The 25,707-nt window shown below is 63.3% G+C and carries 33 protein-coding genes; 20 read left to right on the forward strand and 13 right to left on the reverse strand.

Going from position 1 to position 25,707, the window contains the following annotated elements; all coding sequences use genetic code 11:
- Nucleotides 1-35 precede the first annotated feature (35 nt).
- From DBR16_RS09640 to DBR16_RS09665, 6 genes are all read left to right on the forward strand, one after another.
- Nucleotides 36-359 carry a DUF6460 domain-containing protein gene (locus DBR16_RS09640; RefSeq protein WP_109261049.1) on the forward strand — a complete coding sequence of 108 codons (324 nt, stop codon included), beginning with the start codon at nucleotides 36-38 and terminating at the stop codon, nucleotides 357-359.
- A 62-nt stretch (nucleotides 360-421) separates the two neighbouring features.
- Nucleotides 422-1,246, forward strand: coding sequence for a response regulator (locus tag DBR16_RS09645; RefSeq protein WP_109261050.1), 825 nt, complete (start codon nucleotides 422-424; stop codon nucleotides 1,244-1,246).
- A 66-nt stretch (nucleotides 1,247-1,312) separates the two neighbouring features.
- Nucleotides 1,313-1,801, forward strand: a complete 489-nt coding sequence (locus DBR16_RS09650; RefSeq protein ID WP_109261051.1) for a PaaI family thioesterase — start codon at nucleotides 1,313-1,315, stop codon at nucleotides 1,799-1,801.
- Nucleotides 1,798-2,217: a PaaI family thioesterase gene (locus DBR16_RS09655; RefSeq protein ID WP_109261052.1), complete on the forward strand. Its 420-nt coding sequence runs from the start codon at nucleotides 1,798-1,800 to the stop codon at nucleotides 2,215-2,217. Before DBR16_RS09650 ends, DBR16_RS09655 begins: the two co-directional genes overlap by 4 nt.
- A gap of 224 nt (nucleotides 2,218-2,441) precedes the next feature.
- Nucleotides 2,442-2,807 carry a thiol-disulfide oxidoreductase DCC family protein gene (locus DBR16_RS09660; protein WP_109261053.1) on the forward strand — a complete coding sequence of 122 codons (366 nt, stop codon included), beginning with the start codon at nucleotides 2,442-2,444 and terminating at the stop codon, nucleotides 2,805-2,807.
- Nucleotides 2,782-2,922 (forward strand): DUF2256 domain-containing protein, encoded by a 141-nt coding sequence (locus tag DBR16_RS09665; protein ID WP_109261054.1) that lies wholly within the window; start codon nucleotides 2,782-2,784, stop codon nucleotides 2,920-2,922. Before DBR16_RS09660 ends, DBR16_RS09665 begins: the two co-directional genes overlap by 26 nt.
- Here DBR16_RS09665 and DBR16_RS09670 read toward each other — a convergent pair.
- Both DBR16_RS09670 and ahr read right to left on the reverse strand, forming a co-directional pair.
- On the reverse strand, nucleotides 2,919-3,866 hold the full coding sequence (locus DBR16_RS09670) for a histone deacetylase family protein (RefSeq protein WP_109261055.1): 948 nt from the start codon (nucleotides 3,864-3,866) through the stop codon (nucleotides 2,919-2,921). The genes DBR16_RS09665 and DBR16_RS09670 overlap by 4 nt on opposite strands.
- Nucleotides 3,826-4,845 carry an NADPH-dependent aldehyde reductase Ahr gene (gene ahr, locus DBR16_RS09675; protein WP_109261056.1) on the reverse strand — a complete coding sequence of 340 codons (1,020 nt, stop codon included), beginning with the start codon at nucleotides 4,843-4,845 and terminating at the stop codon, nucleotides 3,826-3,828. Before ahr ends, DBR16_RS09670 begins: the two co-directional genes overlap by 41 nt.
- Nucleotides 4,846-4,928: 83 nt before the next feature.
- Between ahr and DBR16_RS09680 the strand changes: the two genes are divergently transcribed.
- Nucleotides 4,929-6,257, forward strand: coding sequence for an MATE family efflux transporter (locus DBR16_RS09680; RefSeq protein ID WP_109261057.1), 1,329 nt, complete (start codon nucleotides 4,929-4,931; stop codon nucleotides 6,255-6,257).
- Between the two features lie 134 nt (nucleotides 6,258-6,391).
- On the opposite strand, the gene DBR16_RS09685 is transcribed toward DBR16_RS09680, so the two are convergent.
- A complete protein-coding gene (locus tag DBR16_RS09685; RefSeq protein ID WP_109261058.1) occupies nucleotides 6,392-7,432 on the reverse strand; it encodes a quinone-dependent dihydroorotate dehydrogenase in 1,041 nt (346 codons plus the stop codon).
- Entirely contained in the window at nucleotides 7,429-7,779 is a 351-nt protein-coding gene (locus DBR16_RS09690; protein ID WP_109261059.1) for a DUF952 domain-containing protein, read from the reverse strand. The genes DBR16_RS09685 and DBR16_RS09690 overlap by 4 nt, the downstream gene beginning before the upstream one ends.
- Nucleotides 7,780-7,901: 122 nt before the next feature.
- On the opposite strand from DBR16_RS09690, the gene DBR16_RS09695 reads away from it, so the two are divergent.
- Both DBR16_RS09695 and DBR16_RS09700 read left to right on the forward strand, forming a co-directional pair.
- Nucleotides 7,902-8,528 (forward strand): S24 family peptidase, encoded by a 627-nt coding sequence (locus DBR16_RS09695; protein WP_109261060.1) that lies wholly within the window; start codon nucleotides 7,902-7,904, stop codon nucleotides 8,526-8,528.
- Between the two features lie 162 nt (nucleotides 8,529-8,690).
- On the forward strand, nucleotides 8,691-9,047 hold the full coding sequence (locus DBR16_RS09700) for a PRC-barrel domain-containing protein (RefSeq protein WP_161539467.1): 357 nt from the start codon (nucleotides 8,691-8,693) through the stop codon (nucleotides 9,045-9,047).
- A 12-nt stretch (nucleotides 9,048-9,059) separates the two neighbouring features.
- Here the strand turns inward: DBR16_RS09700 and DBR16_RS09705 are convergent, their stop codons facing one another.
- The 3 genes from DBR16_RS09705 to DBR16_RS09715 are packed head-to-tail and all read right to left on the reverse strand — an operon-like array spanning nucleotide 9,060 to nucleotide 10,140.
- Entirely contained in the window at nucleotides 9,060-9,278 is a 219-nt protein-coding gene (locus DBR16_RS09705) for a helix-turn-helix transcriptional regulator (RefSeq protein ID WP_109261062.1), read from the reverse strand.
- A 2-nt stretch (nucleotides 9,279-9,280) separates the two neighbouring features.
- Nucleotides 9,281-9,700: a hypothetical protein gene (locus tag DBR16_RS09710; protein WP_109261063.1), complete on the reverse strand. Its 420-nt coding sequence runs from the start codon at nucleotides 9,698-9,700 to the stop codon at nucleotides 9,281-9,283.
- 2 nt (nucleotides 9,701-9,702) lie between these two features.
- Nucleotides 9,703-10,140, reverse strand: a complete 438-nt coding sequence (locus DBR16_RS09715) for a hypothetical protein (protein WP_125184546.1) — start codon at nucleotides 10,138-10,140, stop codon at nucleotides 9,703-9,705.
- Between the two features lie 199 nt (nucleotides 10,141-10,339).
- Here DBR16_RS09715 and DBR16_RS14010 point away from each other — a divergent pair, with 199 nt between their 5' ends.
- Together DBR16_RS14010 and DBR16_RS09725 are read left to right on the forward strand one after the other, a co-directional pair.
- Nucleotides 10,340-10,864 (forward strand): DUF7662 domain-containing protein, encoded by a 525-nt coding sequence (locus DBR16_RS14010; protein WP_161539468.1) that lies wholly within the window; start codon nucleotides 10,340-10,342, stop codon nucleotides 10,862-10,864.
- Nucleotides 10,864-11,274, forward strand: coding sequence for a type II toxin-antitoxin system VapC family toxin (locus DBR16_RS09725; protein WP_161539469.1), 411 nt, complete (start codon nucleotides 10,864-10,866; stop codon nucleotides 11,272-11,274). Before DBR16_RS14010 ends, DBR16_RS09725 begins: the two co-directional genes overlap by 1 nt.
- On the opposite strand, the gene DBR16_RS09730 is transcribed toward DBR16_RS09725, so the two are convergent.
- Both DBR16_RS09730 and DBR16_RS09735 read right to left on the reverse strand, forming a co-directional pair.
- Nucleotides 11,271-12,860 carry a lysine--tRNA ligase gene (locus DBR16_RS09730; RefSeq protein WP_109261067.1) on the reverse strand — a complete coding sequence of 530 codons (1,590 nt, stop codon included), beginning with the start codon at nucleotides 12,858-12,860 and terminating at the stop codon, nucleotides 11,271-11,273. The genes DBR16_RS09725 and DBR16_RS09730 overlap by 4 nt on opposite strands.
- 54 nt (nucleotides 12,861-12,914) lie before the next feature.
- Complete coding sequence (locus DBR16_RS09735; RefSeq protein ID WP_109261068.1) at nucleotides 12,915-13,397, reverse strand: ABA4-like family protein; 483 nt, start codon at nucleotides 13,395-13,397, stop codon at nucleotides 12,915-12,917.
- Nucleotides 13,398-13,898: 501 nt separating this feature from the next.
- Between DBR16_RS09735 and DBR16_RS09740 the strand changes: the two genes are divergently transcribed.
- From DBR16_RS09740 to DBR16_RS09755, 4 genes are read left to right on the forward strand one after another with little or no spacing between them, the layout of a single operon-like run.
- On the forward strand, nucleotides 13,899-14,549 hold the full coding sequence (locus tag DBR16_RS09740) for a TetR/AcrR family transcriptional regulator (RefSeq protein ID WP_109261069.1): 651 nt from the start codon (nucleotides 13,899-13,901) through the stop codon (nucleotides 14,547-14,549).
- Nucleotides 14,542-15,474, forward strand: coding sequence for an HlyD family secretion protein (locus tag DBR16_RS09745; protein WP_109261070.1), 933 nt, complete (start codon nucleotides 14,542-14,544; stop codon nucleotides 15,472-15,474). Before DBR16_RS09740 ends, DBR16_RS09745 begins: the two co-directional genes overlap by 8 nt.
- Nucleotides 15,475-15,480: 6 nt before the next feature.
- Nucleotides 15,481-16,404, forward strand: coding sequence for an ABC transporter ATP-binding protein (locus tag DBR16_RS09750; RefSeq protein ID WP_109261071.1), 924 nt, complete (start codon nucleotides 15,481-15,483; stop codon nucleotides 16,402-16,404).
- Nucleotides 16,401-17,507 carry an ABC transporter permease gene (locus DBR16_RS09755; RefSeq protein ID WP_233347728.1) on the forward strand — a complete coding sequence of 369 codons (1,107 nt, stop codon included), beginning with the start codon at nucleotides 16,401-16,403 and terminating at the stop codon, nucleotides 17,505-17,507. The genes DBR16_RS09750 and DBR16_RS09755 overlap by 4 nt, the downstream gene beginning before the upstream one ends.
- Here the strand turns inward: DBR16_RS09755 and DBR16_RS09760 are convergent.
- The 4 genes from DBR16_RS09760 to DBR16_RS09775 are packed head-to-tail and all read right to left on the reverse strand — an operon-like array spanning nucleotide 17,504 to nucleotide 19,818.
- On the reverse strand, nucleotides 17,504-17,698 hold the full coding sequence (locus DBR16_RS09760) for a helix-turn-helix transcriptional regulator (RefSeq protein WP_109261072.1): 195 nt from the start codon (nucleotides 17,696-17,698) through the stop codon (nucleotides 17,504-17,506). The genes DBR16_RS09755 and DBR16_RS09760 overlap by 4 nt on opposite strands.
- Entirely contained in the window at nucleotides 17,695-18,126 is a 432-nt protein-coding gene (locus tag DBR16_RS09765; RefSeq protein ID WP_109261073.1) for a hypothetical protein, read from the reverse strand. Before DBR16_RS09765 ends, DBR16_RS09760 begins: the two co-directional genes overlap by 4 nt.
- A 9-nt stretch (nucleotides 18,127-18,135) precedes the next feature.
- Nucleotides 18,136-18,378 carry a hypothetical protein gene (locus tag DBR16_RS09770; RefSeq protein ID WP_109261074.1) on the reverse strand — a complete coding sequence of 81 codons (243 nt, stop codon included), beginning with the start codon at nucleotides 18,376-18,378 and terminating at the stop codon, nucleotides 18,136-18,138.
- Nucleotides 18,379-19,818 carry an amidohydrolase family protein gene (locus tag DBR16_RS09775; protein ID WP_109261075.1) on the reverse strand — a complete coding sequence of 480 codons (1,440 nt, stop codon included), beginning with the start codon at nucleotides 19,816-19,818 and terminating at the stop codon, nucleotides 18,379-18,381.
- Between the two features lie 164 nt (nucleotides 19,819-19,982).
- On the opposite strand from DBR16_RS09775, the gene DBR16_RS09780 reads away from it, so the two are divergent.
- From DBR16_RS09780 to DBR16_RS09800, 5 genes are all read left to right on the forward strand, one after another.
- A complete protein-coding gene (locus tag DBR16_RS09780) occupies nucleotides 19,983-20,465 on the forward strand; it encodes a SixA phosphatase family protein (protein ID WP_109261076.1) in 483 nt (160 codons plus the stop codon).
- 72 nt (nucleotides 20,466-20,537) lie between these two features.
- Complete coding sequence (locus DBR16_RS09785; RefSeq protein ID WP_109261077.1) at nucleotides 20,538-22,082, forward strand: glycosyltransferase; 1,545 nt, start codon at nucleotides 20,538-20,540, stop codon at nucleotides 22,080-22,082.
- A gap of 230 nt (nucleotides 22,083-22,312) precedes the next feature.
- On the forward strand, nucleotides 22,313-23,782 hold the full coding sequence (locus DBR16_RS09790) for an efflux RND transporter periplasmic adaptor subunit (protein ID WP_109261078.1): 1,470 nt from the start codon (nucleotides 22,313-22,315) through the stop codon (nucleotides 23,780-23,782).
- Complete coding sequence (locus DBR16_RS09795; protein WP_109261079.1) at nucleotides 23,779-24,462, forward strand: ABC transporter ATP-binding protein; 684 nt, start codon at nucleotides 23,779-23,781, stop codon at nucleotides 24,460-24,462. The genes DBR16_RS09790 and DBR16_RS09795 overlap by 4 nt, the downstream gene beginning before the upstream one ends.
- Nucleotides 24,459-25,691: an ABC transporter permease gene (locus DBR16_RS09800; RefSeq protein WP_109261080.1), complete on the forward strand. Its 1,233-nt coding sequence runs from the start codon at nucleotides 24,459-24,461 to the stop codon at nucleotides 25,689-25,691. Before DBR16_RS09795 ends, DBR16_RS09800 begins: the two co-directional genes overlap by 4 nt.
- The last annotated feature ends 16 nt before the right edge of the window (nucleotides 25,692-25,707 follow it).

Here is a 25,707-nt window from a genome sequence, read left to right on the forward strand (position 1 = left end):
ACAATGGCGCCGCAATCGCCGGAAAGAATGACATCATGACCGAGTCAGAAAATTCCACACCCGAAGCGGCGCCGAAAACCCGGCTTCAGCGTTTGTTAGCGGTAACACCGGGCGATCTGCTGCGCGTGGCCCTGATCTCGATCATCGCCGGTCTGGTACTGGCGGCCTTCCGGGTCGACCCGCGCAATCTGTGGGTCGATTTCTTCGGCACCATCGCCGAGGCGTGGCAGGAATTCCTGCGTATTTCCGTGGATCTGGTGGGATGGTCCTTCGACTATCTCATCCTCGGGGCCATTCTGGTGGTCCCCATCTGGATCGTCATCCACATCGTCCGCGCATTAGGAAAACGTTCACCCTGATCACCGAAATCGCGTGAAAATTCCAAGGCTTCCGATTAAGGATAACGGCCTTGGAGGGGTGTATGGGCGCAGCGGCTGCCATCGAGAGCTTTGCACACTGGTCTTCATGTGGCGACACGTGGAGAGACCGGCCCGTGCTCGTGCTCGAACATGCCGCCCTGATGCGCCGCCTTCTGACCAGCACGCTGAAAACCGCCGGAGCCCGCACCATCATCACGGCGGGCAGCGAGGCCGAGGCGAAGTCCATCATCGAGAGTGACATGCCCGGCATGGTGGTAACCGACTGGCGCGCCGGTCAACACGATCACCGGGAAGCATTGTCGCTCGTCAAATCGGTCCGCAACAGCAACAATCTCGCCATCCGGGATGTGCCGATCGTGCTGACCAGCCAGTATACAACCCGCACCGACATTGAGCGCGCACGCGATTTCGGCGTCAGCGAATTTCTGAAAAAACCGCTGTCCACCGGACATTTCCTGCAACGCGTGGAACACGCCGCCATCCCCCGCCTTTTTGTCAAACAGACCCGTTATGGCGGCCCCGATCGCCGCCGCAAACCGCGCGAGGGCCGCGATCCCGCCTTCAAACGCAACAAGGATGTCGAGAACGGCCTGGTCGATTCCCTCACCGCGGCCCGCAATGCCTGTCTGGCTTTGGCCTATGAAGTGGCCCGCGACGGCTGCCTGCAGGCCCGCCGTGTCTCGGTCTCGCTCAACCGTTATCTCGGGGCTGTCCGCGATTTCGGTCCGAAGGAAAACGAGATCGTCGAAATGCACCGCGCCGCCCTGGTCCAGCTCGAGCGCGCCCGCGATGCCAATGACGCCGTCCGTATCAGCGTGGTCCAGGGCCTCGAGGATGTCGTGAAGATGCGCCTGTCGCGGCTTTAGGGTCAGGACCCTAGCCCTGCTTTCCGATAAAGCCTATCTCAGGGGCCTGACCATCAAGGATGCCCCATGCCGGAATCACTCCAGGAATTGCTGAACCGCCTCGCGCCGCTCATCGTCGATGGCTCGCCGCATGCCCAGGCGCTCGGCCTGGCACTGGACGGGCTCGGCCCGGGGCGCGCCACCATGCGCGCGCCCTATCGCGAGGATCTGATCGGCGATCCCGACACCGGCGTCATGCATGGCGGCGTGGTCACCGCCCTGCTTGATCATGCCTGCGGTGTCGCGGCTTTCTCCGGCCTCGGCGCAAAGGAAACCCCGGCGACGCTGGATCTACGCATCGACTATATGCGCCCGGCGGAACCCGGACGCGATATCATCGCCGAAGCCGAATGTATCCGCGCCCACGGCCTCATCGCCTTTGTCCGCGCCACCGCGCATGACGGAGATGAAAGCGATCCGGTCGCCACGGCATCGGCCGCTTTCATGGTGACACGCCCCTCCCGCGAAGCCGCCGAACGCGTCAGAAAAGCCATCGAGACCGGGGAATTGTCATGAGCGATGCGCTGATCGAAACCCTGCTCAAAGCTCCCTATGTCGCCAAATTCGGTGTCCGCTTCGAGCGCAAGGGCGACGAGCTGACCGGCGTTCTGCCCTATGAGGAACATCTGGTCGGCAATCCGCTGGTTCCGGCCCTGCATGGCGGCGCGGTCGGCGCCTTCATGGAAATTGTTGCGTCCGGGGCATTGCTGGCCTCGCAGACACTGGTCCGCCTGCCCAAGCCGATCGATGTCGCGGTGGATTATCTGCGCCCCGCCCGCGCAGCCGATGTCTATGCCCGCGCCGTCATCGGCCGCTCCGGCGCACGGGTTGCCAATGTTCGCGTCGAGGCCTGGCAGGGCCGCCGCGAGGCGCCGGTTGCCACATTGCATGGTCATTTCCTGATCAAGCCGGAACCGGTGGCGAATTCTTGATCGCTCCTTCGAGGTTCGCTGTCGCGAGCACCTCAGTATGAGGTCTAATATTTCGTCACCCTCCGACTTGATCGGAGGGCCTCGATCGAGATGCTCCGGTCAAGCCGGAGCAAGACGCCAAGTATAAGTTGCCTCATGGTCGGGGGCTGTCATCGACAGACCAAAGCACGCTGCGCCACCGCGCCGCATTTGAACCGGCCGCCCGCCACTCTATCTTGTCGCCCATGAAAACCGATATCGTCATCGCCTATTACGACGGGCTGTGCCCGATCTGCGTCCACGAGATGGGCGTCTATCAGCGCCGCGGTCAGGGCCGTGTCCTGCTGCACGATGTCAATGGCGACATCCCCGAGGATATCGACCGGCAGGCCGCGCTGGACGCGCTCTGGGTGCGCAAGAGCGATGGCGAGCTGGTGACCGGCTGGGACGCCTTCATCGCCATCTGGGAACGCAGCCCGGGCTTTGGCTGGCTCGCCGCGCTGACCCGCCCGGCGGTCATCAAATGGCCGCTGGACAAGATCTACCGCTTTGTCGCGCCTTACCGCCCCCGCCGGAAATGTGCCGATGGCGCGTGCGACCTCCAAAGCTGATCTGCCCGCGAAAATCTGCGTCACCTGCGGGCGTCCCTTCACCTGGCGCAAGAAGTGGGAGCGCGTCTGGGATGAGGTGAAATACTGTTCGAAACGGTGTGCGGGGCGGCGTTAGCGTGCCCGCATCACTTCCGCAAACGCCAACGCATGCCGCTTGGCCAGCGCGTCCACATCCCTTGAATACCCGCCGCCCATGACCACGCAGAGCGGCACACCGGCGCGTTTCACCGTGTCGATGACATAGGCCTCACGCTTCGCCAGACCCTCATCGGACAGATCCAGCAGGCCGAGCCGGTCGTCGCGGTGCGGATCGACCCCGGCATTGTAGAAGACCAGATCTGGTTTTTCCTGTGCGATCAGGCCCGGCAGCGTATCGGCGAGAACGCGCAGATAGGCATCGTCCCCTGTGCCTTCGTCCAGCCCGATATCGAGATCGCTGGCGATTTTCCGCCGCGGCCAGTTCTTTTCGCAATGCAGGGAGAAGGTGAAGGCGCGCTTGTCCTGCGCAAAGATTTTCGCCGTGCCATCGCCCTGGTGCACATCGAGATCGACGATCAGGATTTTCGAGACCGCGCCTTCCATCAACAGCAGCTTTCCGGCCACGCCGACATCATTGAAGACGCAAAAGCCTGCCCCGCCCCCGGGCAGGGCATGGTGCGAACCCCCGGCCAGATTGCCCGCCACGCCATGTTCCAGCGCCAGCCGCGCCGCAAGCACCGTTCCGGCCACGGAATGGCGCGTGCGGTGCTCGATGAATTTCGTCACCTTGAAGCCGATCCGGCGCTGTGTGCCTTCGTCCAGCGTCTGGCCCAGCACGCCCGCGACATAATCGGCCTCATGCGCCAGCGTCAGCCAGCTTTCCGGTGCTGGAATCGGCTGATGATAAGCCTCCATCGACGCCACAGCGCCCGACCGCACCAATTCCTCGGCCACGGCGCGATACTTGCCCATGGGAAAGCGGTGCGTGGCGGGCACGTCCGCCGCCACATAGAGCGGATGGAAAACCAGTGGCGTCAAATCAATCGAAATCGTTTTCCAGAACGAAGCGATAGCGCACATCGCCGTCTTTCAGACGGGCAATCGCCGCGTTGATGTTCGACATCGGCAAGTGTTCGGTCTGCGGCGCAATGTCATGGCGCGCACAGAAATCCAGCATGGTGGCAATCGTCGCCGGTGCGCCCACCGCACTGCCGGTAATGCTGCGCTGATTGCCGAACAGGCTGGCGGCCACGACCGGTACCGGGTCCATCACCGCACCGACCATGTGCAGCTTGCCGCGCGGCGCCAGCGCATTGATATAGGCGGACCATTTCAGCGGCACATTGACGGTGGACAGCACCATGTCGAAACGGCCCGCTTCGGCTTTCAGCGCCTCCTTGTCGCGGCTGTTGACGATACGGTGGGCTCCCATGGCACGCGCTTCCTCCGCCTTGGCTTCCGACGAGGTGAAGGCCGTCACCTCGCAGCCCCAGGCTTTCAGGAATTTCAGCGCCAGATGGCCCAGCCCGCCAATGCCGATCACGCCGACCTTGTCGGTGGGGCGGATATTGTTCTGAACGATCGGATTGAAGACGGTAATCCCGCCGCAAAACAGCGGCCCGGCCTTGGCCGCGTCCACACCCTCGGGCAGCGCAATCGCCCAGGCCGCCTGCGCGCGCACCTTGTCGGCAAAGCCGCCGAACCGGCCCTGATGGGCTGCGGCAACGCCTTTGGCATCATTGCACATATTGTGATCACCGCTCATGCAGGTGTGGCAGGTCAGGCAGGAATGCGCGAACCAGCCGACCCCGACACGGTCACCAATCTTCAGATGGGTGACATGGGCGCCCACTTCGCTGACGCGGCCAATCACTTCATGGCCCGGCACCAGCGGATATTCGGAGACAAACCACTCATTATCGATCAGCGAGACATCGGAATGACACAGCCCGCAGCTTTCCACCGCAATCTCGACCTCGTCGGCCGGTAGCGGCCCCGGATCATAATCATGACGCTCCAGCGCGCCGCCCTGTTCTTTCGCTGCCCATGCGCGGATCATCGTGTCTCTCCCTCAAACCGTCAGGGGCAGCATATAGGTGACTTGTCATTGCGTCCCACCCCGTATGCGGATATCGGGCGCGCATGGATCCTGTCGCCCTTACCCGCAAGGACGTGCTGCTGCGCGCCTGGCCGCTGGTTTTCGCCAATGCCGCCATACCGCTGGCCGGTGTGGTCGACACCTTCGTGCTCGGCATTGCCGGCGATGCCACCGATCTGGGCGGCGTGGCACTGGGCGCGGCACTGTTCAGCGTCGTCTACTGGAGCTTCTATTTTCTGCGCATGGGCACGACCGGCCTCACCTCGCAGGCGGACGGGGCGGGCAATGAGACCGAGGTGCAGCGCTCTCTGGTACGCGCCTGCCTGCTGGCCGGGGCCATCGGCCTGTTCATCATGCTGGCGCGCCAGCCCATCGCGGCGATCGGCTTTCACCTCCTGCAGGGCGGCGAAGCCGTGGAGGCCAATGGCGCGCATTACTTCTTCGCCCGCAGCTGGGGCGCTCTGGGCGCCTTCGGTGTCTTTGCCCTCACCGGCTGGCTGATCGGGCTGGGGCGCTCGACCGAGACCCTGATCGTGCATGGCGTCATCAGCGTGGTGAATATCGTCCTCGATCTCTGGTTCGTCATGGGGCTGGGCTATGCCGCGGGCGGTGTCGGCGCGGCAACCGCGATTGCCGAATGGTGCGGGCTGATCGTGGGCCTGTACTTTGTCGCCCGGGTCATCGCCAGACGCGGCGGCTGGCAGGACGGCATTTTCCGACGCGCCGCCCTGCTCGAACCCGTGGCGCTGAAGAAGTTGGTCGATGTCAATCTCAACCTGATGATCCGCACCTGGGCGATGATCATCGGCTTTACCTGGTTCGCCAATGCCGGAGCGCGGCAGGGCGCAGCCATTCTGGCCGGCAATCACGTGCTTTTACAGGTCATCACCGTCTGGGCCTTCGTGCTTGATGCCTTCGCCTATGTCTCGGAAACCGAGGCCGGGCGCGCGGTGGGCCGCAAATCGGTTGCCACGCTGCGCCGGGCGCTGATCCTGACCGCGGAACAGGCGCTGGCGGCCGGAGCGGTGTTCGCCGTGCTGACCTGGGCCTGGGGCGATGAAGCCCTCGCCCTTGTCATCGGCGATGAGGATGCCCGCCGCGAAGCCATCCGCTATCTGCCGTATTGCGCTATCGTCCCGCTGCTGGGGGCAATGGCGTGGATATTCGACGGCATTTTCATCGGCGCAACGCGCGGCGCCATGCTGCGCAATTCCGCCATCGCCTCGGTGCTGATCTATCTGGCCGCGGATTTCGTGCTGTCCCCCCTCTACGCCAATGACGGGGTGTGGATGGCCTTCCTGGTCTATTACCTCGCCCGCGCCGGCACGCTCGCGGTGCAATATCCCCGGCTGGAGAAGCGGTTGGTGGGGTAGCCCAAACTGGTCCGAGCCATCTGCCTTTCCCCTCCCCCGCCGTGGGGAGGGGTAGGGGTGGGGGGCATCCTGATATCACCCCACCCTGACGGCTGCGCCGTCTTCCCGCCCCATCAAGGGGAGGGGAAACAAGGTCAGAGCTCGCTCCCCACCGCCGCACTGACACTCGCAAAGCCATCCGCTTTCAAGCGCTCTGCGAGGCCGCGATTGATCTCTGCCACAAGGCCCGGCCCCTTATAGACCAGCGCCGAGTAGAGCTGCACCGCCGTCGCGCCGGCGCGGATCTTGGCATAGGCGGTCTCCGCATCCTCGATCCCGCCGACACCGACCAGCGGCACCTTGCCGCCCAGCGTCTGCGCGAACGCCCTGAGCAGTGCCGCCGAGCGTTCAAACAGCGGCCGCCCGGACAGGCCGCCGCCTTCCGCCCGGTCCGGCGAGATCAGGCTTTCGGGGCGCTCGATCGTGGTGTTGGAGACAATCAGTGCATCGAGCCTGTGCTCGATCACACTGGCGGCGATATCGGCGAGATCCTCCTCCTTCAGATCCGGCGCGACCTTCAGGAAAACCGGCGCCGCGGCTTTCGCCGTCATCACCCGCGCCAGAAGATCGTCCAGCGCCGCCTTTGACTGCAGCGCCCGCAGGCCCGGCGTATTGGGCGAGGAAATATTGACGGTGAAGAAATCCGCCAGCCCCTCCAGCGCCGTCAGCGAGGTGACATAATCTGCGGCGCGGTCATCTGAATCCTTGTTGGCCCCGAGATTGACGCCGACAATGCCCGGCCGGCCCAGACGCGCGGAGAGCCGCGCCTTCAGCGCCACCAGCCCGGCATTGTTGAACCCCATGCGGTTGATCACGGCCCGATCCGCGCTGAGGCGAAAGACGCGCGGTTTCGGATTACCGGCCTGCGGGCGCGGTGTGACGGCGCCGCATTCGACAAAGCCGAAGCCCAGCCGCAGCAGCGGATCAATGACCTCGCCATTCTTGTCATAGCCCGCCGCCAGCCCGACCGGATTGGGCAGGGCGAGCCCGGCGAGTGTCGTGTGCAGGACCGGATCGGGCACCAGCGGCGGCACCGGCACCAGCCCGGCCTTCAGCGCTTTCAGGCTGAGGCCATGCGCCATTTCCGGCGGAAAGGCGTGCAGGGCTTTCGTGCCGAATTTGGCGATCCCGCTCATGTCGAGAGATCATCCGGCAGCATCCAGCCGCCCTCATCGCCCTTGCGCAACAGCCGCACTGTACGCACGGCAATCATCGGCAATTCGTCATAGAGATGCGGGAAGAGCTCGCCGCCTCTCGCCTTTTCCCATTTCAGCTCCGGCCCGAAATGGTCCGCATCCACCTCGATCAGGGCGAGACGTTCGAAACCGGTGAACCATTTTTCCAGCGTCCCCGGTAATTGGGCGGCGGTGGAGAGATGGATATAGCCGTCCTCGACATCCACGCCGACGCCCTTGAACACGCCGGCCGTCATGGCCTCGGCCCAGATGCGTGGATCGACCAGCTTGTAGATCACGTTTGTCATGCGCGAATCCCCGGAATTGCGGCGGTTGCGGAAATCATTCCTTCTGCTATTCTATCTCTGGTTGTGGTCAAGGAATATATTCCTGTAGTAAGGAGCGACTCAGCTTGAGCGGAATAAACACCATGCTCACCCATAATCAAATCTGGAAGGGGGTCGACCTTCTGGCGGCCCGCGCCGGGCTGTCACCCTCCGGTCTCGCCAAACGGGCGGGCCTGGATCCGACCACCTTCAACATCTCCAAGCGGCAGAGCGCCGATGGCACACGCCCGCGCTGGCCCTCGACCGAGAGCATCGCCAAGGCGCTGGCCGCGGTGCGCGTCGATTTCGGAGAGTTTGCGGGGCTCGCCTCGGGCACGGCGCAGACCCGTTCCGTCCCGCTGATCGGTTTCGCGCAGGCGGGTGATGCCGGCTATTTCGATGATGCCGGATTTCCGGTCGGTCAGGGCTGGGAAGACGTCATTTTTCCCGGCATCGAGGATGCCCATGCCTATGCGCTGGAAATTTCAGGCGATTCCATGCTGCCGGTCTATCGCGCCGGCGACCGTGTCGTCGTCGCGCCCGGGGAAACCCCGCGCAAGGGCGACCGCGTCGTGGTGCGCACCGTCGATGGCGAGGTCATGGCCAAGGAAATCGCACGGATTTCCGGAGACGGGGTCGAATTGCTGTCGCTCAATCCGGACTATCCGGGCCGGACACTGGACTCCTCCGGCATCGCCTGGATGGCCCGCATCGTCTGGGCCAGCCAGTAAGCCGCTGGCGCCGGGCCCGCATCGTCACATTCCCGACATAGTCATGTCACTGAAAAGTCGCCGAATCACCGGCGATAGAGACTTGCATCCGGGCCCAAATCGCGAAGCGGCGGGTCCGGGCGCGGTCGATGATGATGCCTCTTCATGAAAAGGAGCGAGGCCATGTCCATTCTCCCCCGCATTTCCTCCGCCACAGCCCTTCACGGGATTTCTGTAGTCAGCCCCTCCGGCCGCAGGCTGGGCACGCTGGATGATGTGATCGTCGGTGTCACCACCGGCCGCGTCCTGCATGCCACCATCCTGCTGGACGAGCCCAGCGAGCTCGGCGAACAGCTCTACGCCGTGCCGTGGGAAGCCCTCACTCTGGATACCGCCTATGACCGTTGCGTGCTGAACGTGCCGATCGAGACATTGCGCGCGGCTCCGGCCTTCCCCAACCGCCATGCGGTGAATGATGCCGATCCGCGCCTGCGGCGCATGATCCACGATCATTTCGGCGCCTACCGGCCGGCGGCCTGAGCCGCCGGACCGTCAGTCTGCCGGATACTGGAATGCCTCTTCCAGCGGCACGCCGAACACGCGCGCTATCTGGAAGGCGACCTCCAGAGACGGGGAATATTTCCCCTGCTCGATGGCGATGATGGTCTGGCGCGTCACGCCGACTTTCGCCGCCAGTTCCGCCTGTGTCATCTCCTGCGAATGAAAGCGCAATTCGCGCAAGCGGTTGGTGATGCGGGTGGGCTTGCCCATGCTCACACCCCCCTCCGGTAGTCGACCAGCTTGGTGACGGCTTTCACCAGCTCCGAGACCACCAGTCCCGCCAGCGCGCCATGGGCGATCCAGAACACCGAGGCCCCGGCCAGGGCCAGACCCAGCGTCGAGAACAGGGCCACCGTCATGACGAAGCCGCCGCGCTGATCGCCGCGCAGCTCGATCAGCCGGTCGCGCTCATCGGCGGTATCGGCCTCCTTCGGGGACAGGATGGCGATCATGATATGCGCGACAATGGTCAGCCCGACCATGATCACAACCGCCCCGAACAGGCGGACATTGTCGGCAACAGGCGGCACGCCGGCGCCCAGCGCCTCGCCCAGCGTTGTCGCGAAATACCAGCCATAGACGATGATCGTCACCGCCAGAAGTACCCAGGTGCTTTTCTCTCTGAAACTCATGTCTACACTCCCCGCCGGTAATCGATCAGCTTGGAAACGGCCTTGACGATTTCGGCCGCCACCAGCCCCCCCAGAATCGTGTTGACGATCCAGAAATGCGACGTCGCGATCATGGCCAGCCCCATCGCACCAACCGCAAAAAACCCGAGCACAAGGCCGCCACGCTGATCGCCGCGCATCTCGATCAGCTTGTCACGCTCATCTTCGCTGCCCGCCTCCTTGTGGTTCAACAAAGCGATTACGATGTGGCCGAAAATCGCAATCGCGACCAGAGCGATCACGGTACCGATCATCAGTACGTTGGATATCGGCAGGCCGATTTCCGTATTGTAGCCCGCACCCGACAGCAAGGGTGCGCCCAGCACCAGTGCGAAATAGACCCCGTAAACCAGCACGATGGCGCCCAGCATCAGCGCATTGCTCTTTTCGTGAAAACTCATGTCAAACCTCATGGACCTTGTGTTAGTTATTTTTGACATTTCCGGATGTAAGATATCGCGGACTTGATGTCAAATTTAACTGACATACCCATGACGGCCGGGCGCTGGAAGGAACGGGTCAAGCTTCAGAACCGGTTGACATAAAATAGTTACTATATATACACTGTTTATATTGGAATCTGCCAAAAGGGAGACGAAAATGTCGAAATACGACGCCTTGACCGCCGCCTTGAACAGCCAGAAAAGCACGCAATGGCAGGTTTCCTTCAGCGATATCGAGTCGATCATTGGCGCGCGACTGCCCGACAGCGCCTATCGGTATCGGGCATGGTGGAGCAATAATCCGACCAACAGTGTTATGACCAAGGCTTGGCTGAAGGCCGGGTGGAAATCGAGCAACGTCGATATGGCCGGCCGGACGCTGACCTTCCGAAAGGTTGAAGTGAAACTGCCGACCACGATGGTCGCCGAGGACAGCACTGCGGACTATGAGGCCGGCTTGCTCGTGCCACTCCACGCCGATCAGCGGCAATGTCTGAAGGATCTGGCCGATGCCACCGGAGAGACACCTGCGCAAACTGCCGCACGGCTCCTGCGGCATGCCCTCGATGCCGCCAGTCCCGCCCTGCGCGTACGCCGCGCGAAAGCCGGGCTGGCCGCGCACGCCAACCTTCCGGACATCGACCTGGCCGCGCTGGTCTCCGAGGCGAAAGATCAGCATTGATGCGCGTCATCGACGCCAATGTCGCGCTAGCTTGGGCGGTACCATCGACGCTCAACCCGGCCGCACTGGACCTGCTGTCAAAGCCATATGAGCTGATCGCGCCGACCTTGCTGGTCCATGAAGTGACGAATGCCTGCCGCCTCATGGTCAGGCAGAACCATGTCGGCATCGAAACGGCGGACGCTATCCGGCGCAATGCGTTGGCACCCATCAGCCTTGCTTTCAACGATGCAGCACTCGCCGCCCGCGCCCTGGCCATCGCCACCGAACTCGATCACCCGGCCTATGACGCTTTCTACATCGCCGCCGCCGAGGCCGCAGACACACAGCTGGTCACCGCCGACCGGCGTCTGCTGACAAAAACAGCCGGCAGCGCCTACGCTGATCGCGTCATAGAGCTCGGCTGCTAGCTGCCAGACTTCACCAGCTCGCCCGCCAGTCCCCGTTCGATCAACGCGATGGTTTCCGGAATGCCGTAGACCGCGACAAAGCCGCCAAAGCGCGGCCCCTGGCTCTGGCCCAGCAGGACTTCATACAGCCCCTTGAACCAGTCGCGTAGATTATCAAACGGCTGCGCCTTGCCTGCGGCATAGACCTCGTTCTGGATGGTCTCGGGGTCCTTTTCCGCCGGGTCCAGCGCCTTCAGGCGCGCGATCAGGTCGAGCATCGCCGCGCGTTCGATATCCGATGCCTCGCGATAGACTCTGGCCGGTGCCACAAAGTCTTCGTAATAGGCCACCGCGCGCTCGGCCAGCGCATCCAGCGCCGGATCGGTTTTCGGCGTGGCGCCGGGCGCGTAGCGCGAGAGAAAGCCCCACAGCGCCGTCTTGTCCCGCGCGCCGGCGACGGAGGCGAGATTGAGCAGCATCGCAAAACTGACCGGCATGTCGTGTTCGGGCGGCTGGCCGTCATGAATGTGCCAGACCGGATTTTCCAGCTTCTGCGTCCCGTCCTGCGCCCCGTAGGCGGCGAGGTGCTGATAATACTCGTCCACCGCTTTCGGGATGACATCGAAATAGAGCCGCTTGGCGGTGCGCGGCTTGACGAAATTGTAGAGCGACAGGCTTTCCGGTGTGCCATAGCGCAGCCATTCCTCGACCGACAGGCCATTGCCCTTGGACTTGGAAATCTTCTCGCCCTGCTCGTCCAGGAACAGCTCGTAGACATATTGCACCGGCGGCTCGACGCCGAGGATGCGGCAGATGCGCGAATAGATCGGCGCATTGGTCTGATGGTCCTTGCCGAACATCTCGAAATCCACGCCCAGCGCCGCCCAGCGCATGCCGAAATCCGGCTTCCATTGCAGTTTCACATTGCCGCCCGTGACCGGCAGGGTGACATCCTCGCCATCCTCGTCGGTATAGGTGATCGTGCCCTCGGTTGGGTTCGTCGCCTTCATCGGCACATAGAGGACATGGCCGGTCTTCGGCGAGATCGGCAAGAACGGCGAATAGGTCGCCTGCCGCTCCGCCCCCAGAGTCGGCAGCATCACCTTCATGATGTCGTCGTATCTTTCCAGCGCCCGCAGGAGCACCGCGTCAAACGCACCGGAGCGGTATTGCTCGGTCGCCGACAGGAATTCGTATTCGAACCCGAACCCGTCGAGGAAGGCCTGCAGGCGCGCATTATTGTGCTGGGCAAAGCCCTCATGCGTGCCGAACGGGTCGGGCACATCGGTCAGCGGCTTTTGCAGATATTGCTGCAGCAATTCCTGTTGCGGCACGTTTGACGGCACTTTGCGCATCCCGTCCATATCGTCGGAAAAGCAGATCAGCCGGGTCTTGATTTTATCATCGGTCAGCACGCGGAAGGCATGGCGCACCATGGAGGTGCGCGCCACCTCGCCGAACGTGCCCATATGCGGCAGGCCGGACGGGCCATAGCCGGTCTCGAAAATCACCTCGTCCTTGCCGGATTTCTCGACCCGTTTGAGAATCTCCCGCGCGAGCTCGAACGGCCAGGCTTTGGCGTTGGCGGCGGCTTGGGACAGGGACATGGGATCAGGCTTTCTGTGACTGCGGTTCACGGACAAGGCTTGCGGCCCCGGCAACTAGGCCCCGCGCGGGTTTTCGTCAATGGTGGGCCGGCGCACCTCCACCAGCGACCAGCCACCCTTGCCGGAAAATCTGCGAATGAGGAGATAGATCGCCAGACCGATGGGCCCGAACATCAGGGTGAAGACCAGCGTCGGCAGGACGATCCATTTATTGAGTCCCACGCGCAGCGCATCACGGGCGATCCATGCCCCGACGAAGAGATCGAAGACGAGATAATGCGTCCAGCCGGTGAGCACGCCAACGGGGTGCGAGAACAGCGCTAGCACGCCCGCCAGCGAGGACATCCCCGCCTCCGGATCGGCCTGGCCGAAGAAGATCCCGGCCGACAGAAACGCCAGATAGATCGCCGCCAGAATGAGCGGATAGAAAGCGGCATGCACGATCCGCCGGGTCCAGATCCAGCCGGGCGCGATGGCCAGCAACAGCCAGGCCGGTGCGATGAGAATGTGAAGGGCGGTGTAATAGGTCTCGAACATGGCGGTCTCCCGGTTTGCCGGCGATGCTAGCGCGGTCCGGGGCGGATGCCGAGCGGGTTCAGGCAACCCCTCACCCGGCCTGCTCTTCGCTTCGCGATTCCGCAGCCTTTCCCTCTCCCCTTTCAAAAGGGGAGAGGGTAGAGAAAGGCGGCCATCATTATGGACGGCTTTCGAGGGTGAGGGGTTGATTTGCCTTCCCACAGTGTCACGCCCCACCACAACCGCCCCTCACGTCTCGCCATCCGGCTCCCTCCGCCTCGCATTCGCTCGGCACCTCCCCCGTAAACAGGGGAGGAAAAAGCACGAACGCCCACGCGCACATACCCCGCTCCCACCCTATCCCGCTCCCGTCCCACATACCTCACTCCCATCCCCTCCCACTCCTGTCTCATCTAGCTTCCACCCCCTCCTCCCGCTTTCCCAGCCCCCCTCACCCCTTTATTCCCCGCATCCCTGCACTGCCCATTGCAACTGACTGACCGGTCAGTTATAAGCGTCGGCATGAAGACCGCTGCCAAATCCCGCACCGCCCGCCGCCGCCCGGAAGAGCGCCCGGACGAGATCCTCTCGGCCGCGCTGGATGTCTTCACCGAAAAGGGCTTTGCCGCTGCCCGGGTCGAGGACATCGCCAGACGCGCCGGCCTCTCCAAGGGCGCCGTCTATCTCTATTTCGACTCCAAGGACGCGATGCTGAAAGCACTGGTCGAGCAATCGGCCGGGCAGATCGCCAATGCCGCCTCGGCCCTGTCGCTGATGGGCGCCGCCCATGATCCGGAAAAAGCCTGCCGCGCCATATTGAAAATGGCGCTCACCGCCCTGTCGGATCCGGACATCTCCGCCGCGCCGCGCCTGGTCATGGCCGAAGCCGGCCGGTTTCCCGAGCTCGCGGAATTCTACCGCCGCCGCGTGATCGATGTCGGCCGCATGGCCATCGGCCATCTGGTCCGCACCGGCACGCAAAACGGCCAGTTCCGCGAGGTTTCCGAAGACGCCGCCATGCGCGCCCTCATGGGGCCGGCCCTTGCCCACATGATGCTGTCAACAGTCTTCCGCCTGCCCGATGATCCCGAATTCAACCCCGCTGACATGGCGGATGCCATTGCCGACATTGTCCTCAATGGCCTGAAACCGCGCGGAGACGCCCATGCGTAATCTCCTCCTGCTTCTGCCCCTGGCGCTGGCCGCCTGCGCGCCGGATCCTGATCCGCATTATCTCGGCTATGCCGAAGGCGATTATCTGCTGATCGCGCCGGAAACCGCCGGACGCATTGCCACCCTCCACGCCGCCGACGGCGAATGGGCCAGCGCCGGCACCCTGCTGTTCGAACTCGACAGCGCGCAGGAGGCCCAGCAGCTCGCCGCGGCACAGGCCCGGATCGAGGCCGCCTCCGCCCGTTTTGACGATGCCGCAGCCGGCGGGCGCGAACCGGAAATCGCTGCCGCCCGCGACCAGCTCAATGCAGCCCGCGCCACCCAGCGGGAAGCCTCCGAAACTCTGGACCGTCAGCGCGATCTCTTTGCCCGGGGCATCATCCCCCGGGCGCGGCTCGATGAAGCAGAAGCCGCATCCGCCGCTGCCAATGCCCGCGTCGCCGAATTGCGCCAGCGCCTGACGCTGACCGCCCTGCCCGCACGCGAGAACCAGCTGCGCGCCCTGACGGCCGAGATCGCCGCCGCCGAGGCCGAGCACCACCGCTTGCGCGAAATGATCAGCCGCCGCTCTGTCACCGCCCCTGCCGACGGTCTGATCGAGCGCCAGATCCGCTATCCCGGCGAGATGGCCGGACCGGCACAGCCTGTCCTGCGTTTCCTGCCGGACGGCGCGGTCCATGCGGTGGTCTTTCTGCCGGAAGCCACAATCGGGACCTGGTCGATCGGCGATACGTTGACCGTTGCCTGTTCCTCCTGTCCCGGCGGTCTGACCGCCACGCTGCGCCGGATCGATCCGCAGCCCGCCTTCACCCCGCCGGTCATCTATTCCGAAGACCAGCGCGGCCGCCTGGTCTTCCGCGCCGAGGCGGATTTCCAGGGCCCGCCGCCACCGCCCGGCACGCCGCTGACCTTTCAGCCCGGATAAGCCGTCATGACCGGGATCGCCATTGAAGTCGAAGGCCTGACCAAACGCTTTGGCAGCAAGACCGTGGTCGATGACTTCTCCATGGCGGTGCCGAAAGGCGCGATCTACGGTTTCCTGGGGCCGAACGGCTCCGGCAAGACCACCACGATCCGCATGATGTGCGGGCTTTTGAAACCCGATTCCGGAACCGGTCAGGCGCTCGGTTATGACATTCTGAAACAGCCGCGCGAGATCAAATCCCGCGTCGGCTACATGACGCAGAAATTCTCGCTCTATGGTGATCTCACCGTGCGCGAGAATCTCGACTTCATGGCGCGGCTTCATGCCTTGCCGGATACACGATCCGTCGTGGACGCCGCACTGGAAGAATACAATCTGACACCGCGCGCCCGCCAGATGGCCGATACGCTCTCCGGCGGCTGGAAGCAAAGACTGGCGCTGGCCGCCGCGTCCCTGCATTCGCCCGGCCTCCTGCTGCTGGACGAACCCACGGCCGGCGTTGATCCGAAAGCGCGGCGCGATTTCTGGGACCGCATCCGCAAACTCTCCCGGGCCGGGGTCACCGTGCTTGTTTCCACCCATTACATGGACGAGGCCGTGCAGTGCGATTTCATCGCCTATATCGCCTATGGGCGGAAGCTGATCGATGCCCCGTCCGACGAAATCGCTGCCCGGGTCGGGCTGCACACCTGGCGGATCGAGGGCAAGGGGCTGCAGCCGGTACAGGACGCGCTGGAAAAGGCTGACGGCGTCGATCAGATCGCCCGCTTCGGCTCGGCCATGCATGTCTCCGGCAAGGATGCCGACAAGCTGGAACGCGCCGTCAGACAATTCGAGGGCCGCGAGGGTCTGACGGTCAGCGAGGCAAAGACCGGGCTGGAGGAAGCCTTCATCTATCTGATGACCGGCGCGGAGGACAATTTCTCATGATGGCCTCCCTCTCCCGCGTGCTGGCCGTTCTGATGAAGGAATTCATCCAGATGCGGCGAGACCGTCTGACCTTTGCCATGATGATCGGCATTCCCCTGGTCCAGCTCCTGCTCTTTGGCTACGCCATCAATACCGACCCGCGCCATCTGCCGACTCTGGTGGAACTGGGCGATGATGGTCCCGCCGTGCGCGCCATTATTCAGGGCATGGAAACCTCTGCCTATTTCGACATTCAGGGCATGATCGCTCCCGGTGAGACCGACGATGCGCTGCGCACCAATGAGACAACCTTCATCCTCGTTGTGCCGCCAAACTTCGAACGGGATCTTTTACGCGGCGAACAGCCGGACATATTGCTGGATGTGGATGCCTCCGATCCTGTCGCGGCCGGGGCCGGCGCCGGCGCCTTTCCGCAAATCGTCGCCAGTGCCACGGCGGAATACGGCAGCGGCGCGGCGGCGGCCGCGACGCCCGTCATCCACCGGCGCTATAATCCGGCGGGCGAAACCGCGATGAATATCGTGCCCGGCCTGCTCGGCATCATCCTGACCATGACGATGGCGATGATGACCTCGATGGCGCTGACCAAGGAGGCCGAGCGCGGCACGCTGGAAACCCTGCTCGCCACGCCGACGCGGCCGCTGGAAGTGATGGCCGGCAAGATCGCGCCCTATGTGCTGGTCGGGGCGATGCAGGTCATCCTCATGCTGCTGGCGGCGCGCTATCTGTTTGGCGTGCCCTTTCTGGGCGGGGCCGGCGCCTTCATCATCGCCGTGGCCCTCTTCATCCTGGTCAATCTCTCGCTGGGCTTCCTGTTTTCAACGCTCGCCCGCACCCAGATGCAGGCCATGCAGATGACCTTTTTCGTCTTCCTGCCCTCGATATTGCTGTCCGGCTTCATGTTCCCCTTCGCCGGCATGCCCGGCTGGGCGCGCTTTCTGGGCGAGATGATCCCGACAACCCACTTCATCCGCGCCGTCCGGTCCATCATGCTCAAGGGCGCGGATATGGCCGATGTCTGGCCCAGCCTCTGGCCGCTGATGATCACCTTCGCCGTGATCGCCACCCTCGCCCTGACGCGCTATCGCCGCACGCTGGATTAGGCTTCGTCATCGAAAATCTGCTCGATCGGCAGTTCGAACAGGCGCGCCATCCTGAAGGCCAGCGGCAGGGAGGGATCATACTTCCCGTTTTCGATCGAGATGATGGTCTGGCGCGACACGTTCAGCCTGTCCCCCAGCGCCTGCTGGCTCCAGCCGTGAACGGCGCGAAGCTCCCTTACCCGGTTCTTCATTCGTAGCGCCGCTTCACTATGTGGACCGCTACGACATAGGCGAGCAGGCCGGCGGGCATCGATATCGCGGCGGCAAGCGACAGCACGCCATCCAGAGCGCCTTCTGCAAAAAGCTCCGACAACAGGCCCAGCGCGGTCATCACGATCAATACGGATGCAAACCCGATTGCCATCGCCCGGATCTGGATCATCTGCTGCAACTCATCGAGCGTCCGGATGAGCGTTACGAACTCGTAGCCGAGCAGGATCACACAGACAAAAGCGGCCAGAGTCAGCCCGGCAACAAGGACTTGCGAGCCACCCATTGTCACCGCCACCGCCGAGCCGAGATAGGTGGCAAGGAATACCAGGCTCAGGGTCAGGCTGCGCCAGAAATAGCGGCGCCGGACCGCCGGCGGGGCCGAACTGGCTTCAGGCATCAGATCCATGGCAGGCTCCTAGTGCGAGGGTTGACCGAAGAACCGGTTCCACAGCTTTTTCCGATTCGCGAACACCGCCCATCCGCCAATAATGGCGAGCGTCCAGAACAGGGCTTCCGTCGCCAGCGCCGCGAAAGTGACCGCGACCACGAAGGCGGTCGTCGAGTCCGATACGAAATAGGTCACGATCACCCCGGTCCACGCGGCTCCGAATGCGGCGAAAGCCAGCACAAGCACGATTTTCCTGATGAGTTCCGGCATTTAGCCCTCCCCGTCTTGCGAGTTTTGCAGCAGCGGCGCGGTAAGCTGTTCGAATGTGAAGGCTCGGCCATTGGTCACGACCATATGCACCTCGCGGGCATGGTCGAGATTCTCGACCGGATTGGCATCGAGAAAGACGATGTCGGCTTCCCGGCCTTCTGCCAAGCGTCCGGTATTGTCAAAACCGATCCCTTCGGCCGAGGCCGAGGTTGCCAGGCGCAGGATTTCCCAGCGGTCGAGCCCGGCGGCGTGATGCAGCTGCAGCTCCATTGCATAGCCGGGGCCGCCGCCCGGACCATCTGTACCGATCAGCAGTGGCACACCGGCAGCATGGAGGCGGCGCACGAATGCGTGGACATTGTCCATCGCCGCATCGGCGCGGGCATAGTCCTCACCGGTCCAGCCGGTACGCGCGAGCTCGGCAAATTGCTCTGAAGACTCAAGCGCATCGGGGTGGAAGTAGCGCTCATCGCCCGCCTGTATCACGGCCTGATATCCTTCCTCGCTATAGACCAGCTCATTGACCAGCAGCGTCAGATCGACCTCGATCTGCCGTTCTGCCAGTTCACGCATCAGGCGCTGAACACGCGGGCTGTCGAAATCGGCATATTCGAACCATTGGTACATGAAACGGGAATCCGGCCCGCGTTCAGCAAGATAGGCCTCCGCCGCTTCCGGCTCCAGCAGGTCGGAACTGGTCGGCAGGGCATGCAGCAAACCGTCAATTCCCATCTCGGCAGCGGTCAGCCAGCTGACCTGATCGAGATGCGCGATGGCCTTTAATCCATGCGCGTGCGCGGCTTCGATACCCAGCGCCAGCTCGTCCTCGGTTAGCCCGTGATAGAGTTTGAAATAGCGCATGCCGAGACCGGCCTGCCGTTCAGCTTCGGCGAACCAAGCCTCGCGGCCTTGCGGATAGGCAAAGGCATTGCCGCCAAAGGGCGGAGGCTGCATGACCGCACCGGCGTGAACCGCATCCGGCCCGATCCACTCCCCCGAGGCAATACGTCTGTCGTAAACCGCATTGGCCTGCGGATCTGCGCCGGGATTGCGCACCGACGTAACGCCAAAAGCGAGTGCCACTCGGGCATGAAATTCGGTGACATCCTCGCGACTTTCCATCGTCACCATCGGCGCACCATCGACGATGTCGACAGCGTGCGGACCGGCGGTGATATGACCATGCGCATCCACGAACCCCGGGAGGCCGAAAGTGCCGGTCAGATCGTGAACCGTCCGGAAGTCCATGTCCGGCGGGTTGCCAGTACCGACCCGGATGATCCTGCCGTCCTCGACAATGATATAGCTGTTTTCAGTAAGGGTCCGGCTTTCCGGGTCGATTCGCGTAAAGCCGGAATAAAGATCCTGGCCCGTTGCGGCTCCCGAACATCCGGTCAGAAGAGCAGCGGAGGCCGCTGTCAGGAGTAAATTACGGATCATTTGTCACGCTCCTTTGTTAAGCTCGCTTTACACATAATGACAAGCTCACTTTACGTCAAGGGTGCTTGACTATCAAATCACAGAATGTGAAAAAATGACCGTGATAGTGGCGTTTTCCGGCAAGTCGCGGCAAACTTACCTTTCGTCAGACTGAAAGATCGCCCATGCCCCGACTGATCCTTGTCCGCCATTCCAAAGCCGTCGACCGCATGGACGCGGACGATGATTTTGACCGCGGCCTGACACCGGGCGGCCGCGAGGAGGCGGTCCGCACGGCGGTGGCGCTGAAGTCGGCGGGTATCGCCGCGGATCTGGTTCTGGTTTCCCCGGCCCAGCGCACCATGCAGACTTTCGTCGCCATGCGCGAGACACTGGGCAATCCCAAATTCGATGATCCGATGACGCTCTATCATGCCTCGCCGGAAATGCTGTTCCGGGCGGCCATCGAAGCCTTCGAACGCGCCGGCAGTGTCATGATTGTCGGGCATAATCCGGGCATTGGCGCGCTGGCCCTGTCGCTGGCCGAACGCGCCCGGCAGGATCATGAAATGCCGGACGGTTTCCCGACATCTGCCGCTGCCGTGTTTACCACGGATGATATTCTGAACGATGTCACCCTCGACCTTCTGATCAATCCCAAGGCCTGAAAACCGGCCAACGATTCGCTTTTCTGAAAAAATCCATCTAAGGTTGCTTCCGATATACATCGGGGGTGGACGATGGATGATCAGGGATACCGGGCGGGCGCGCTCGCCGGGCAGCATATGCGTGCGGTTGAACGTCTGGCGCCACACAGGCTGGCGCCGGGCTGGGCGGACAGGGCTGCCAACGGCCTGTTCTACAAATCACCGGCGCTGTCCGCAAAATCCGGCCTTACCGCAATGCAAAGACGTGCCGGGCTCGCCACCCTGGCTGTAGGCCCTGTTCTGATACTTTGGGCGCCGGGAGTGATGTGGACCGCGCTTCAGCTGGTGGCCGCCAGCGTCTTTCTGGTGATGATCCTGTTCCGTCTTGCCGCCGCAGCCTGGTGCGCACGGCCGGAACCATCCGTCATGCCGGATGAAGCCCGGCTTCCGGTCTTCACCATACTGGCCCCGGTCTACCGGGAGGCGGCGGTCCTGCCGCAACTGACCCGGGCGCTGGCCAGCCTCGACTATCCGCCGGGGCGGCTCGACATCAAGATCATCATGGAGGCCGACGACCACGAGACCATTCAGGCAGCCCGGCAACTCGTCTTTGACAGCCGCTTCGAGATTGTCATCGTCCCGGAGGGCACGCCCCGCACCAAACCCCGCGCCCTCAATTACGCGCTGACCTTTGCACGCGGTGACATCGTCACCGTCTATGATGCCGAGGATGTGCCCCATCCCGGTCAGCTGCGCGCCGCCGCGGCGGCCTTTCTAGCGGGGAATGAAAAACTCGGCTGCGTCCAGGCTCCGCTGAACTGGTATAACCATGACAGCAACTGGCTGACCCGGCAGTTCGCGATCGAATATGCCGTCCAGTTTCGCGCCATTCTGCCGCTCCTCGCCCGCCTTGGCCTGCCACTGCCACTGGGGGGAACCAGCAATCATTTCCGCCGCGAGGCGCTGGAGGCCGCTGGCGGCTGGGATGCCTACAATGTCACCGAGGATGCCGATCTCGGCTTCCGGCTCGCTCGGCTGGGCTATCGCAGCGGTGTGATCACCCCGCCCACACTGGAAGAAGCCCCCGAACACACTTCCCCCTGGATCCGGCAGCGCTCGCGGTGGCTGAAAGGGTATATCCAGACCCTGGCCGTGCATTTGCGCCATCCGTCAGCCCTGTCACCGGGCGCTGCGTTCAGCCTCGCCATGACCATCGGAACCGCCACAATGTCGGCATTGCTGCACGGCCCTGCCATCATCGCCCTGACCGGCCTTGCCGCATCCGGCATGATCCGCCTGACCCTGCCCGCCGCCGGATTCCTGTGTCTGGGGTATGCCGCCTCCATGGTGTGCGGGGTCGCCGCCATCCACCGGGCGGGCCTGCAAACACGCTGCATAGACGTGGCACGGATTCCGCTCTATTGGCCTCTGCAAACCATTGCAGCGATCATTGCGCTGGTGGAATTGCGCATTCGGCCCTATTTCTGGGCCAAGACCGAGCATGGATTCACCAGGGCCCCGGAGCCGGAATGTCGCTGTCCCTTACCCTCACCCTCTTTGTCCTCTCGGCCGGTGCCTTTGTCTTTTCCGCCTGGCAGACCCGCAAGGAACCCGATCCGGCAAAAGGTCCGCGCCTGATCCCGTGGACGCTATTGTCCATTACGCTCGGATTCTGGCTGCTATTGCTGGTCGCGCATCTCCTCTCATTTGTCGGCATCGAGACCGGAGGCCGGTTCAACAGCCGCATGGGCTTGTGACCGGCACATCATTGTGAACTCTAATTCACTTGAAGCTGGCGTTAACTGCGTCATTTACGACGGAACAGGGACCCGGAATACGTTTCCGGTAGACATATCGGGACGAAAGACATGAACAGACTGTGGATCGCCGCCGGAGTGGCCGTTCTGATCATCATCGCGGCTGGCTGGTACGTTTTCGGGCGCGCCGCACCGGAGGGCCAGCTCACCATCGAATCCGAAGCCGCCGAACTGGCCGATATCCGCCGGTCTGTTGCCGCCACCGGCGCCGTGCGGGCCCGCGTCACAGTCGAGGTCGGCTCCCAGCTGTCCGGTCAGGTCGCCGAGTTGAATGTCGATTTCAACTCGCCGGTCGAAGCCGGACAGGTCATTGCCCGCATTGATCCGCAAACCTATGAGACCCGCGTCCGCGAAGCCGAGGCCGCCGTGGCCACAGCCAATGCCCAGATCGCCCTCCAGCAGGCCGGCCTGCAGCGGGTCGACGCCAATCTCCGCGTCGCCGAGGAAGAATTCGGCCGCGTTGAATCGCTTCTGGAACGCGGCATTGCCAGCACCGCCGCATTCGAAGCGGCGGAAGCCGCGCTGGAATCCTCGCGCTCGGAGCGCGCTGTTGCCCTCGCCCAGATCCGCAATGCGCGCGCCACCCTGCAGCAGCGCGAAGCGACGCTGAACGGGGCACAGATCGATCTCGAACGCACGGTTATCCGCGCTCCGATTGACGGCGTTGTCATCAATCGCGCGGTCGATGTCGGCCAGACCGTCGCAGCCAGCCTCTCGGCCCCTGTTCTCTTCACCATCGCTCAGGACCTGTCCGTCATCCAGATCGACGCCCAGGTCGATGAAAGCGATATCGGCCAGATCCTGCAGGGCCAGACCGCGACCTTTACCGTCGATGCCTTTCCAGGCCAGAGCTATGAAGGCCGTGTCGATCAGGTGCGCCTGGCCGCCACCAATGAATCCAATGTCGTGACCTATACCGTGGTCATCACAGCGGATAATCCCGGTCAGCGCCTGTTGCCCGGCATGACCGCCAATCTGGATATCGTCACCGGCGAACGCGAAGGCGTGCTGTCCGTGCCCAATTCCGCCCTGCGCTTCCGCCCCTCCGGCGCGCTGGAAGCCCTCGCCCGCCCGGCGGAAGCGCCGCAACCGGGGCAAGGCGGTGGCGGACAGGGTGGTGGCCGCGGCGGGGGCGGCATGATGGACCGCATCGCCGAACAGCTCGACATGACGGAGAGTCAGCGCGAAGACGCCCAGCAAGCCGTGCGGTCGGCCTTCATGCAGATGCAGACCCAGATCCAGTCATCGGGCCAGCCGCCGGACCGCAATGCCATGAGCCAGCTCTTTGCCAACGCGCTGCGTCCCATCCTGACCGCCGATCAGATGAGGCGGTTCCAGCAGATACAGGCCGAAAATGCCGAGACCCGCGCTGCCAGCGTCTGGGTTGAGACCGGCGACGGCTTCCTCGAAGAACGGCGACTGCGCATCGGCGTTGGCGACAGCCGCCGCACCGAGGTCGTGGCCGGCGATCTGGAAGCCGGTGAAGCGGTCGTCACGCGGGCGCGGATGTCGGAGGGATGACCGCATCCCTGATCCATTGCCGCAACCTGACGCGCATCTACAAGATGGGCGAGAACGAGGTCCATGCCCTGCGCGGCGTCAGCGTCGATATCCGGCGCGGCGAATATGTGGCCATCATGGGGCCGTCCGGGTCCGGTAAATCGACTTTCATGAACATGATCGGGGCGCTCGACCGGCCCACCTCCGGCACGCTGGAAATTGATGGCGAACGGCTGGAAGCGATGAAGCCGGATGAGCTCGCAGCCTTCCGCGGCAAGCGGGTCGGCTTCGTATTCCAGCAATTCAACCTGCTGCCGCGCACAGCCGCCATCGACAATGCCGCCCTGCCCCTGGTCTATTCCGGCATATCCGCGTCCGAGCGCAAGCAACGCGCCGAGGCCCGCCTGCGCCAGGTCGGGCTCGGCGAACGCATGGACCACCACCCTTCGCAGCTCTCCGGCGGCCAGCAACAGCGTGTCGCGATCGCCCGGGCGCTGGTCAATGACCCGGCCATTCTCCTGGCCGATGAACCCACCGGCGCGCTGGATTCGCAGACCTCGGAAGAAATCCTGCAGATATTCGACCAGCTCAACCGCGACGGCATGACCATCATTCTTGTCACCCACGAACCGGACGTCGCCGCTCATGCCAAGCGGCAGATCGTGTTCCGGGACGGTGAAATCGTTGAGGACCGGACATGAATCTGTTTGCCGCCATCCGCGTCGCCCTGACCGCGCTGAGGGTCAATGCACTGCGTTCTGCCCTCGCCATGCTGGGCGTTGTGATCGGTGTCTCGGCCGTGATCGTCATGGTCTCGGTCACTGAAGGGGCCAGCAATGCCATCGAGGAGCAGATCGCCTCATTCGGGGCCAATCTGCTGATCATCCGCCCGGGCTCGAGTGCCTTTGGCGGACGCCGTGGCGGCGCCGGAACCGCGACTTTCATGAATGACGAGGATGTCGAGGCCCTCCGGGACGAGATTGACGGCATCGCCGCCGTCTCGGGCGAAATGTCAGGCACATCCACTTTTGTCGCCGACGGCGTGAACTGGTCGACCCGGATCCAGGGCGTCCATGCCGAATATTTCGAGACACGGGACTGGTTCCCCTCATCCGGCCGCAGCTTCTATCCCGAGGAGGTCAATTCCGGCGCACGGGTCATCCTGATTGGCCAGACCCTGGCCCGGGAGCTTTATGGCGCATCCGATCCGGTCGGACAGATTGTCCGCGTGGGCACGACCCCGATGGAGATCATCGGGGTGATGTCGGCAAAGGGGCAATCCAGCTGGGGCCAGGACCAGGACGATGTCGCGCTGGCACCGATCAACACCGTGCGTGACCGCATACTGGGGTATGATCTGGGCGTGCGGGATCCGGTCTTCACCATCTATGCCGAAATCGACGCGTCAGCCGATCCCGGTCTGGTTACTGCCGACATTGAAGAGCTGATGCGCATAAGGCGCAATGTCCAGCCGGGCGCGGAAGACGATTTTTCCGTCAACAATCTGGGCGAATTCATCCGGGCCCGGAACGAGACCGAGAGCCAGCTCGGCGTCCTGCTGGCCGCGGCAGCGGGAATCTCGCTGCTGGTGGGCGGCATCGGCATCATGAACATCATGCTGGTCTCGACCACCGAGCGGACCCGGGAAATCGGTCTGCGCCTCGCCGTCGGGGCCAAGCGCGCGGACATCCGCAACCAGTTCCTGATCGAAAGCGTGGTCCTGTGCTTTACCGGCGGGCTCGTCGGCCTGCTGATCGGCATTGGCGGGGCGGCCTATATTGAATCGCTGGATCAATTTCCCATCGAAATCCAGCCGAGCGTGGCGCTGATCGCCATCGGTGCGTCGGCCTTTGTCGGGATTTTCTTTGGCTTTTATCCGGCGCATAGGGCATCAAGGCTGGATCCGATCGAGGCCTTGCGCTTCGAGTAACCGCCCCCGGGAGCCG

The sequence above is a fragment of the Hyphobacterium indicum genome, from assembly GCF_003129605.1.
Classification (GTDB): domain Bacteria; phylum Pseudomonadota; class Alphaproteobacteria; order Caulobacterales; family Maricaulaceae; genus Hyphobacterium; species Hyphobacterium indicum.

Bases quoted from the DNA above. Each gene is read 5' to 3' on its own strand.
- DBR16_RS09665 (WP_109261054.1), top strand. From the start codon at position 2,782: ATGGCGCGTGCGACCTCCAAAGCTGATCTGCCCGCGAAAATCTGCGTC.
- DBR16_RS09770 (WP_109261074.1), bottom strand. From the start codon at position 18,378: ATGCCGGAACTCATCAGGAAAATCGTGCTTGTGCTGGCTTTCGCCGCA.
- DBR16_RS09780 (WP_109261076.1), top strand. From the start codon at position 19,983: ATGCCCCGACTGATCCTTGTCCGCCATTCCAAAGCCGTCGACCGCATG.
- DBR16_RS09775 (WP_109261075.1), bottom strand. From the start codon at position 19,818: ATGATCCGTAATTTACTCCTGACAGCGGCCTCCGCTGCTCTTCTGACC.
- DBR16_RS09785 (WP_109261077.1), top strand. From the start codon at position 20,538: ATGGATGATCAGGGATACCGGGCGGGCGCGCTCGCCGGGCAGCATATG.
- DBR16_RS09640 (WP_109261049.1), top strand. From the start codon at position 36: ATGACCGAGTCAGAAAATTCCACACCCGAAGCGGCGCCGAAAACCCGG.
- DBR16_RS09750 (WP_109261071.1), top strand. From the start codon at position 15,481: ATGACCGGGATCGCCATTGAAGTCGAAGGCCTGACCAAACGCTTTGGC.
- DBR16_RS09760 (WP_109261072.1), bottom strand. From the start codon at position 17,698: ATGAAGAACCGGGTAAGGGAGCTTCGCGCCGTTCACGGCTGGAGCCAG.
- DBR16_RS09735 (WP_109261068.1), bottom strand. From the start codon at position 13,397: ATGTTCGAGACCTATTACACCGCCCTTCACATTCTCATCGCACCGGCC.
- DBR16_RS09795 (WP_109261079.1), top strand. From the start codon at position 23,779: ATGACCGCATCCCTGATCCATTGCCGCAACCTGACGCGCATCTACAAG.
- DBR16_RS09730 (WP_109261067.1), bottom strand. From the start codon at position 12,860: ATGTCCCTGTCCCAAGCCGCCGCCAACGCCAAAGCCTGGCCGTTCGAG.
- DBR16_RS09660 (WP_109261053.1), top strand. From the start codon at position 2,442: ATGAAAACCGATATCGTCATCGCCTATTACGACGGGCTGTGCCCGATC.
- DBR16_RS09710 (WP_109261063.1), bottom strand. From the start codon at position 9,700: ATGAGTTTCAGAGAGAAAAGCACCTGGGTACTTCTGGCGGTGACGATC.
- DBR16_RS09670 (WP_109261055.1), bottom strand. From the start codon at position 3,866: ATGTGCGCTATCGCTTCGTTCTGGAAAACGATTTCGATTGATTTGACG.
- DBR16_RS09800 (WP_109261080.1), top strand. From the start codon at position 24,459: ATGAATCTGTTTGCCGCCATCCGCGTCGCCCTGACCGCGCTGAGGGTC.
- DBR16_RS09700 (WP_161539467.1), top strand. From the start codon at position 8,691: ATGTCCATTCTCCCCCGCATTTCCTCCGCCACAGCCCTTCACGGGATT.
- DBR16_RS09690 (WP_109261059.1), bottom strand. From the start codon at position 7,779: ATGACAAACGTGATCTACAAGCTGGTCGATCCACGCATCTGGGCCGAG.
- DBR16_RS09755 (WP_233347728.1), top strand. From the start codon at position 16,401: ATGATGGCCTCCCTCTCCCGCGTGCTGGCCGTTCTGATGAAGGAATTC.
- ahr (WP_109261056.1), bottom strand. From the start codon at position 4,845: ATGATCCGCGCATGGGCAGCGAAAGAACAGGGCGGCGCGCTGGAGCGT.
- DBR16_RS14010 (WP_161539468.1), top strand. From the start codon at position 10,340: ATGTCGAAATACGACGCCTTGACCGCCGCCTTGAACAGCCAGAAAAGC.
- DBR16_RS09655 (WP_109261052.1), top strand. From the start codon at position 1,798: ATGAGCGATGCGCTGATCGAAACCCTGCTCAAAGCTCCCTATGTCGCC.
- DBR16_RS09705 (WP_109261062.1), bottom strand. From the start codon at position 9,278: ATGGGCAAGCCCACCCGCATCACCAACCGCTTGCGCGAATTGCGCTTT.
- DBR16_RS09680 (WP_109261057.1), top strand. From the start codon at position 4,929: ATGGATCCTGTCGCCCTTACCCGCAAGGACGTGCTGCTGCGCGCCTGG.
- DBR16_RS09715 (WP_125184546.1), bottom strand. From the start codon at position 10,140: ATGAGTTTTCACGAAAAGAGCAATGCGCTGATGCTGGGCGCCATCGTG.
- DBR16_RS09685 (WP_109261058.1), bottom strand. From the start codon at position 7,432: ATGAGCGGGATCGCCAAATTCGGCACGAAAGCCCTGCACGCCTTTCCG.
- DBR16_RS09740 (WP_109261069.1), top strand. From the start codon at position 13,899: ATGAAGACCGCTGCCAAATCCCGCACCGCCCGCCGCCGCCCGGAAGAG.
- DBR16_RS09645 (WP_109261050.1), top strand. From the start codon at position 422: ATGGGCGCAGCGGCTGCCATCGAGAGCTTTGCACACTGGTCTTCATGT.
- DBR16_RS09765 (WP_109261073.1), bottom strand. From the start codon at position 18,126: ATGGATCTGATGCCTGAAGCCAGTTCGGCCCCGCCGGCGGTCCGGCGC.
- DBR16_RS09650 (WP_109261051.1), top strand. From the start codon at position 1,313: ATGCCGGAATCACTCCAGGAATTGCTGAACCGCCTCGCGCCGCTCATC.
- DBR16_RS09725 (WP_161539469.1), top strand. From the start codon at position 10,864: ATGCGCGTCATCGACGCCAATGTCGCGCTAGCTTGGGCGGTACCATCG.
- DBR16_RS09790 (WP_109261078.1), top strand. From the start codon at position 22,313: ATGAACAGACTGTGGATCGCCGCCGGAGTGGCCGTTCTGATCATCATC.
- DBR16_RS09695 (WP_109261060.1), top strand. From the start codon at position 7,902: ATGCTCACCCATAATCAAATCTGGAAGGGGGTCGACCTTCTGGCGGCC.
- DBR16_RS09745 (WP_109261070.1), top strand. From the start codon at position 14,542: ATGCGTAATCTCCTCCTGCTTCTGCCCCTGGCGCTGGCCGCCTGCGCG.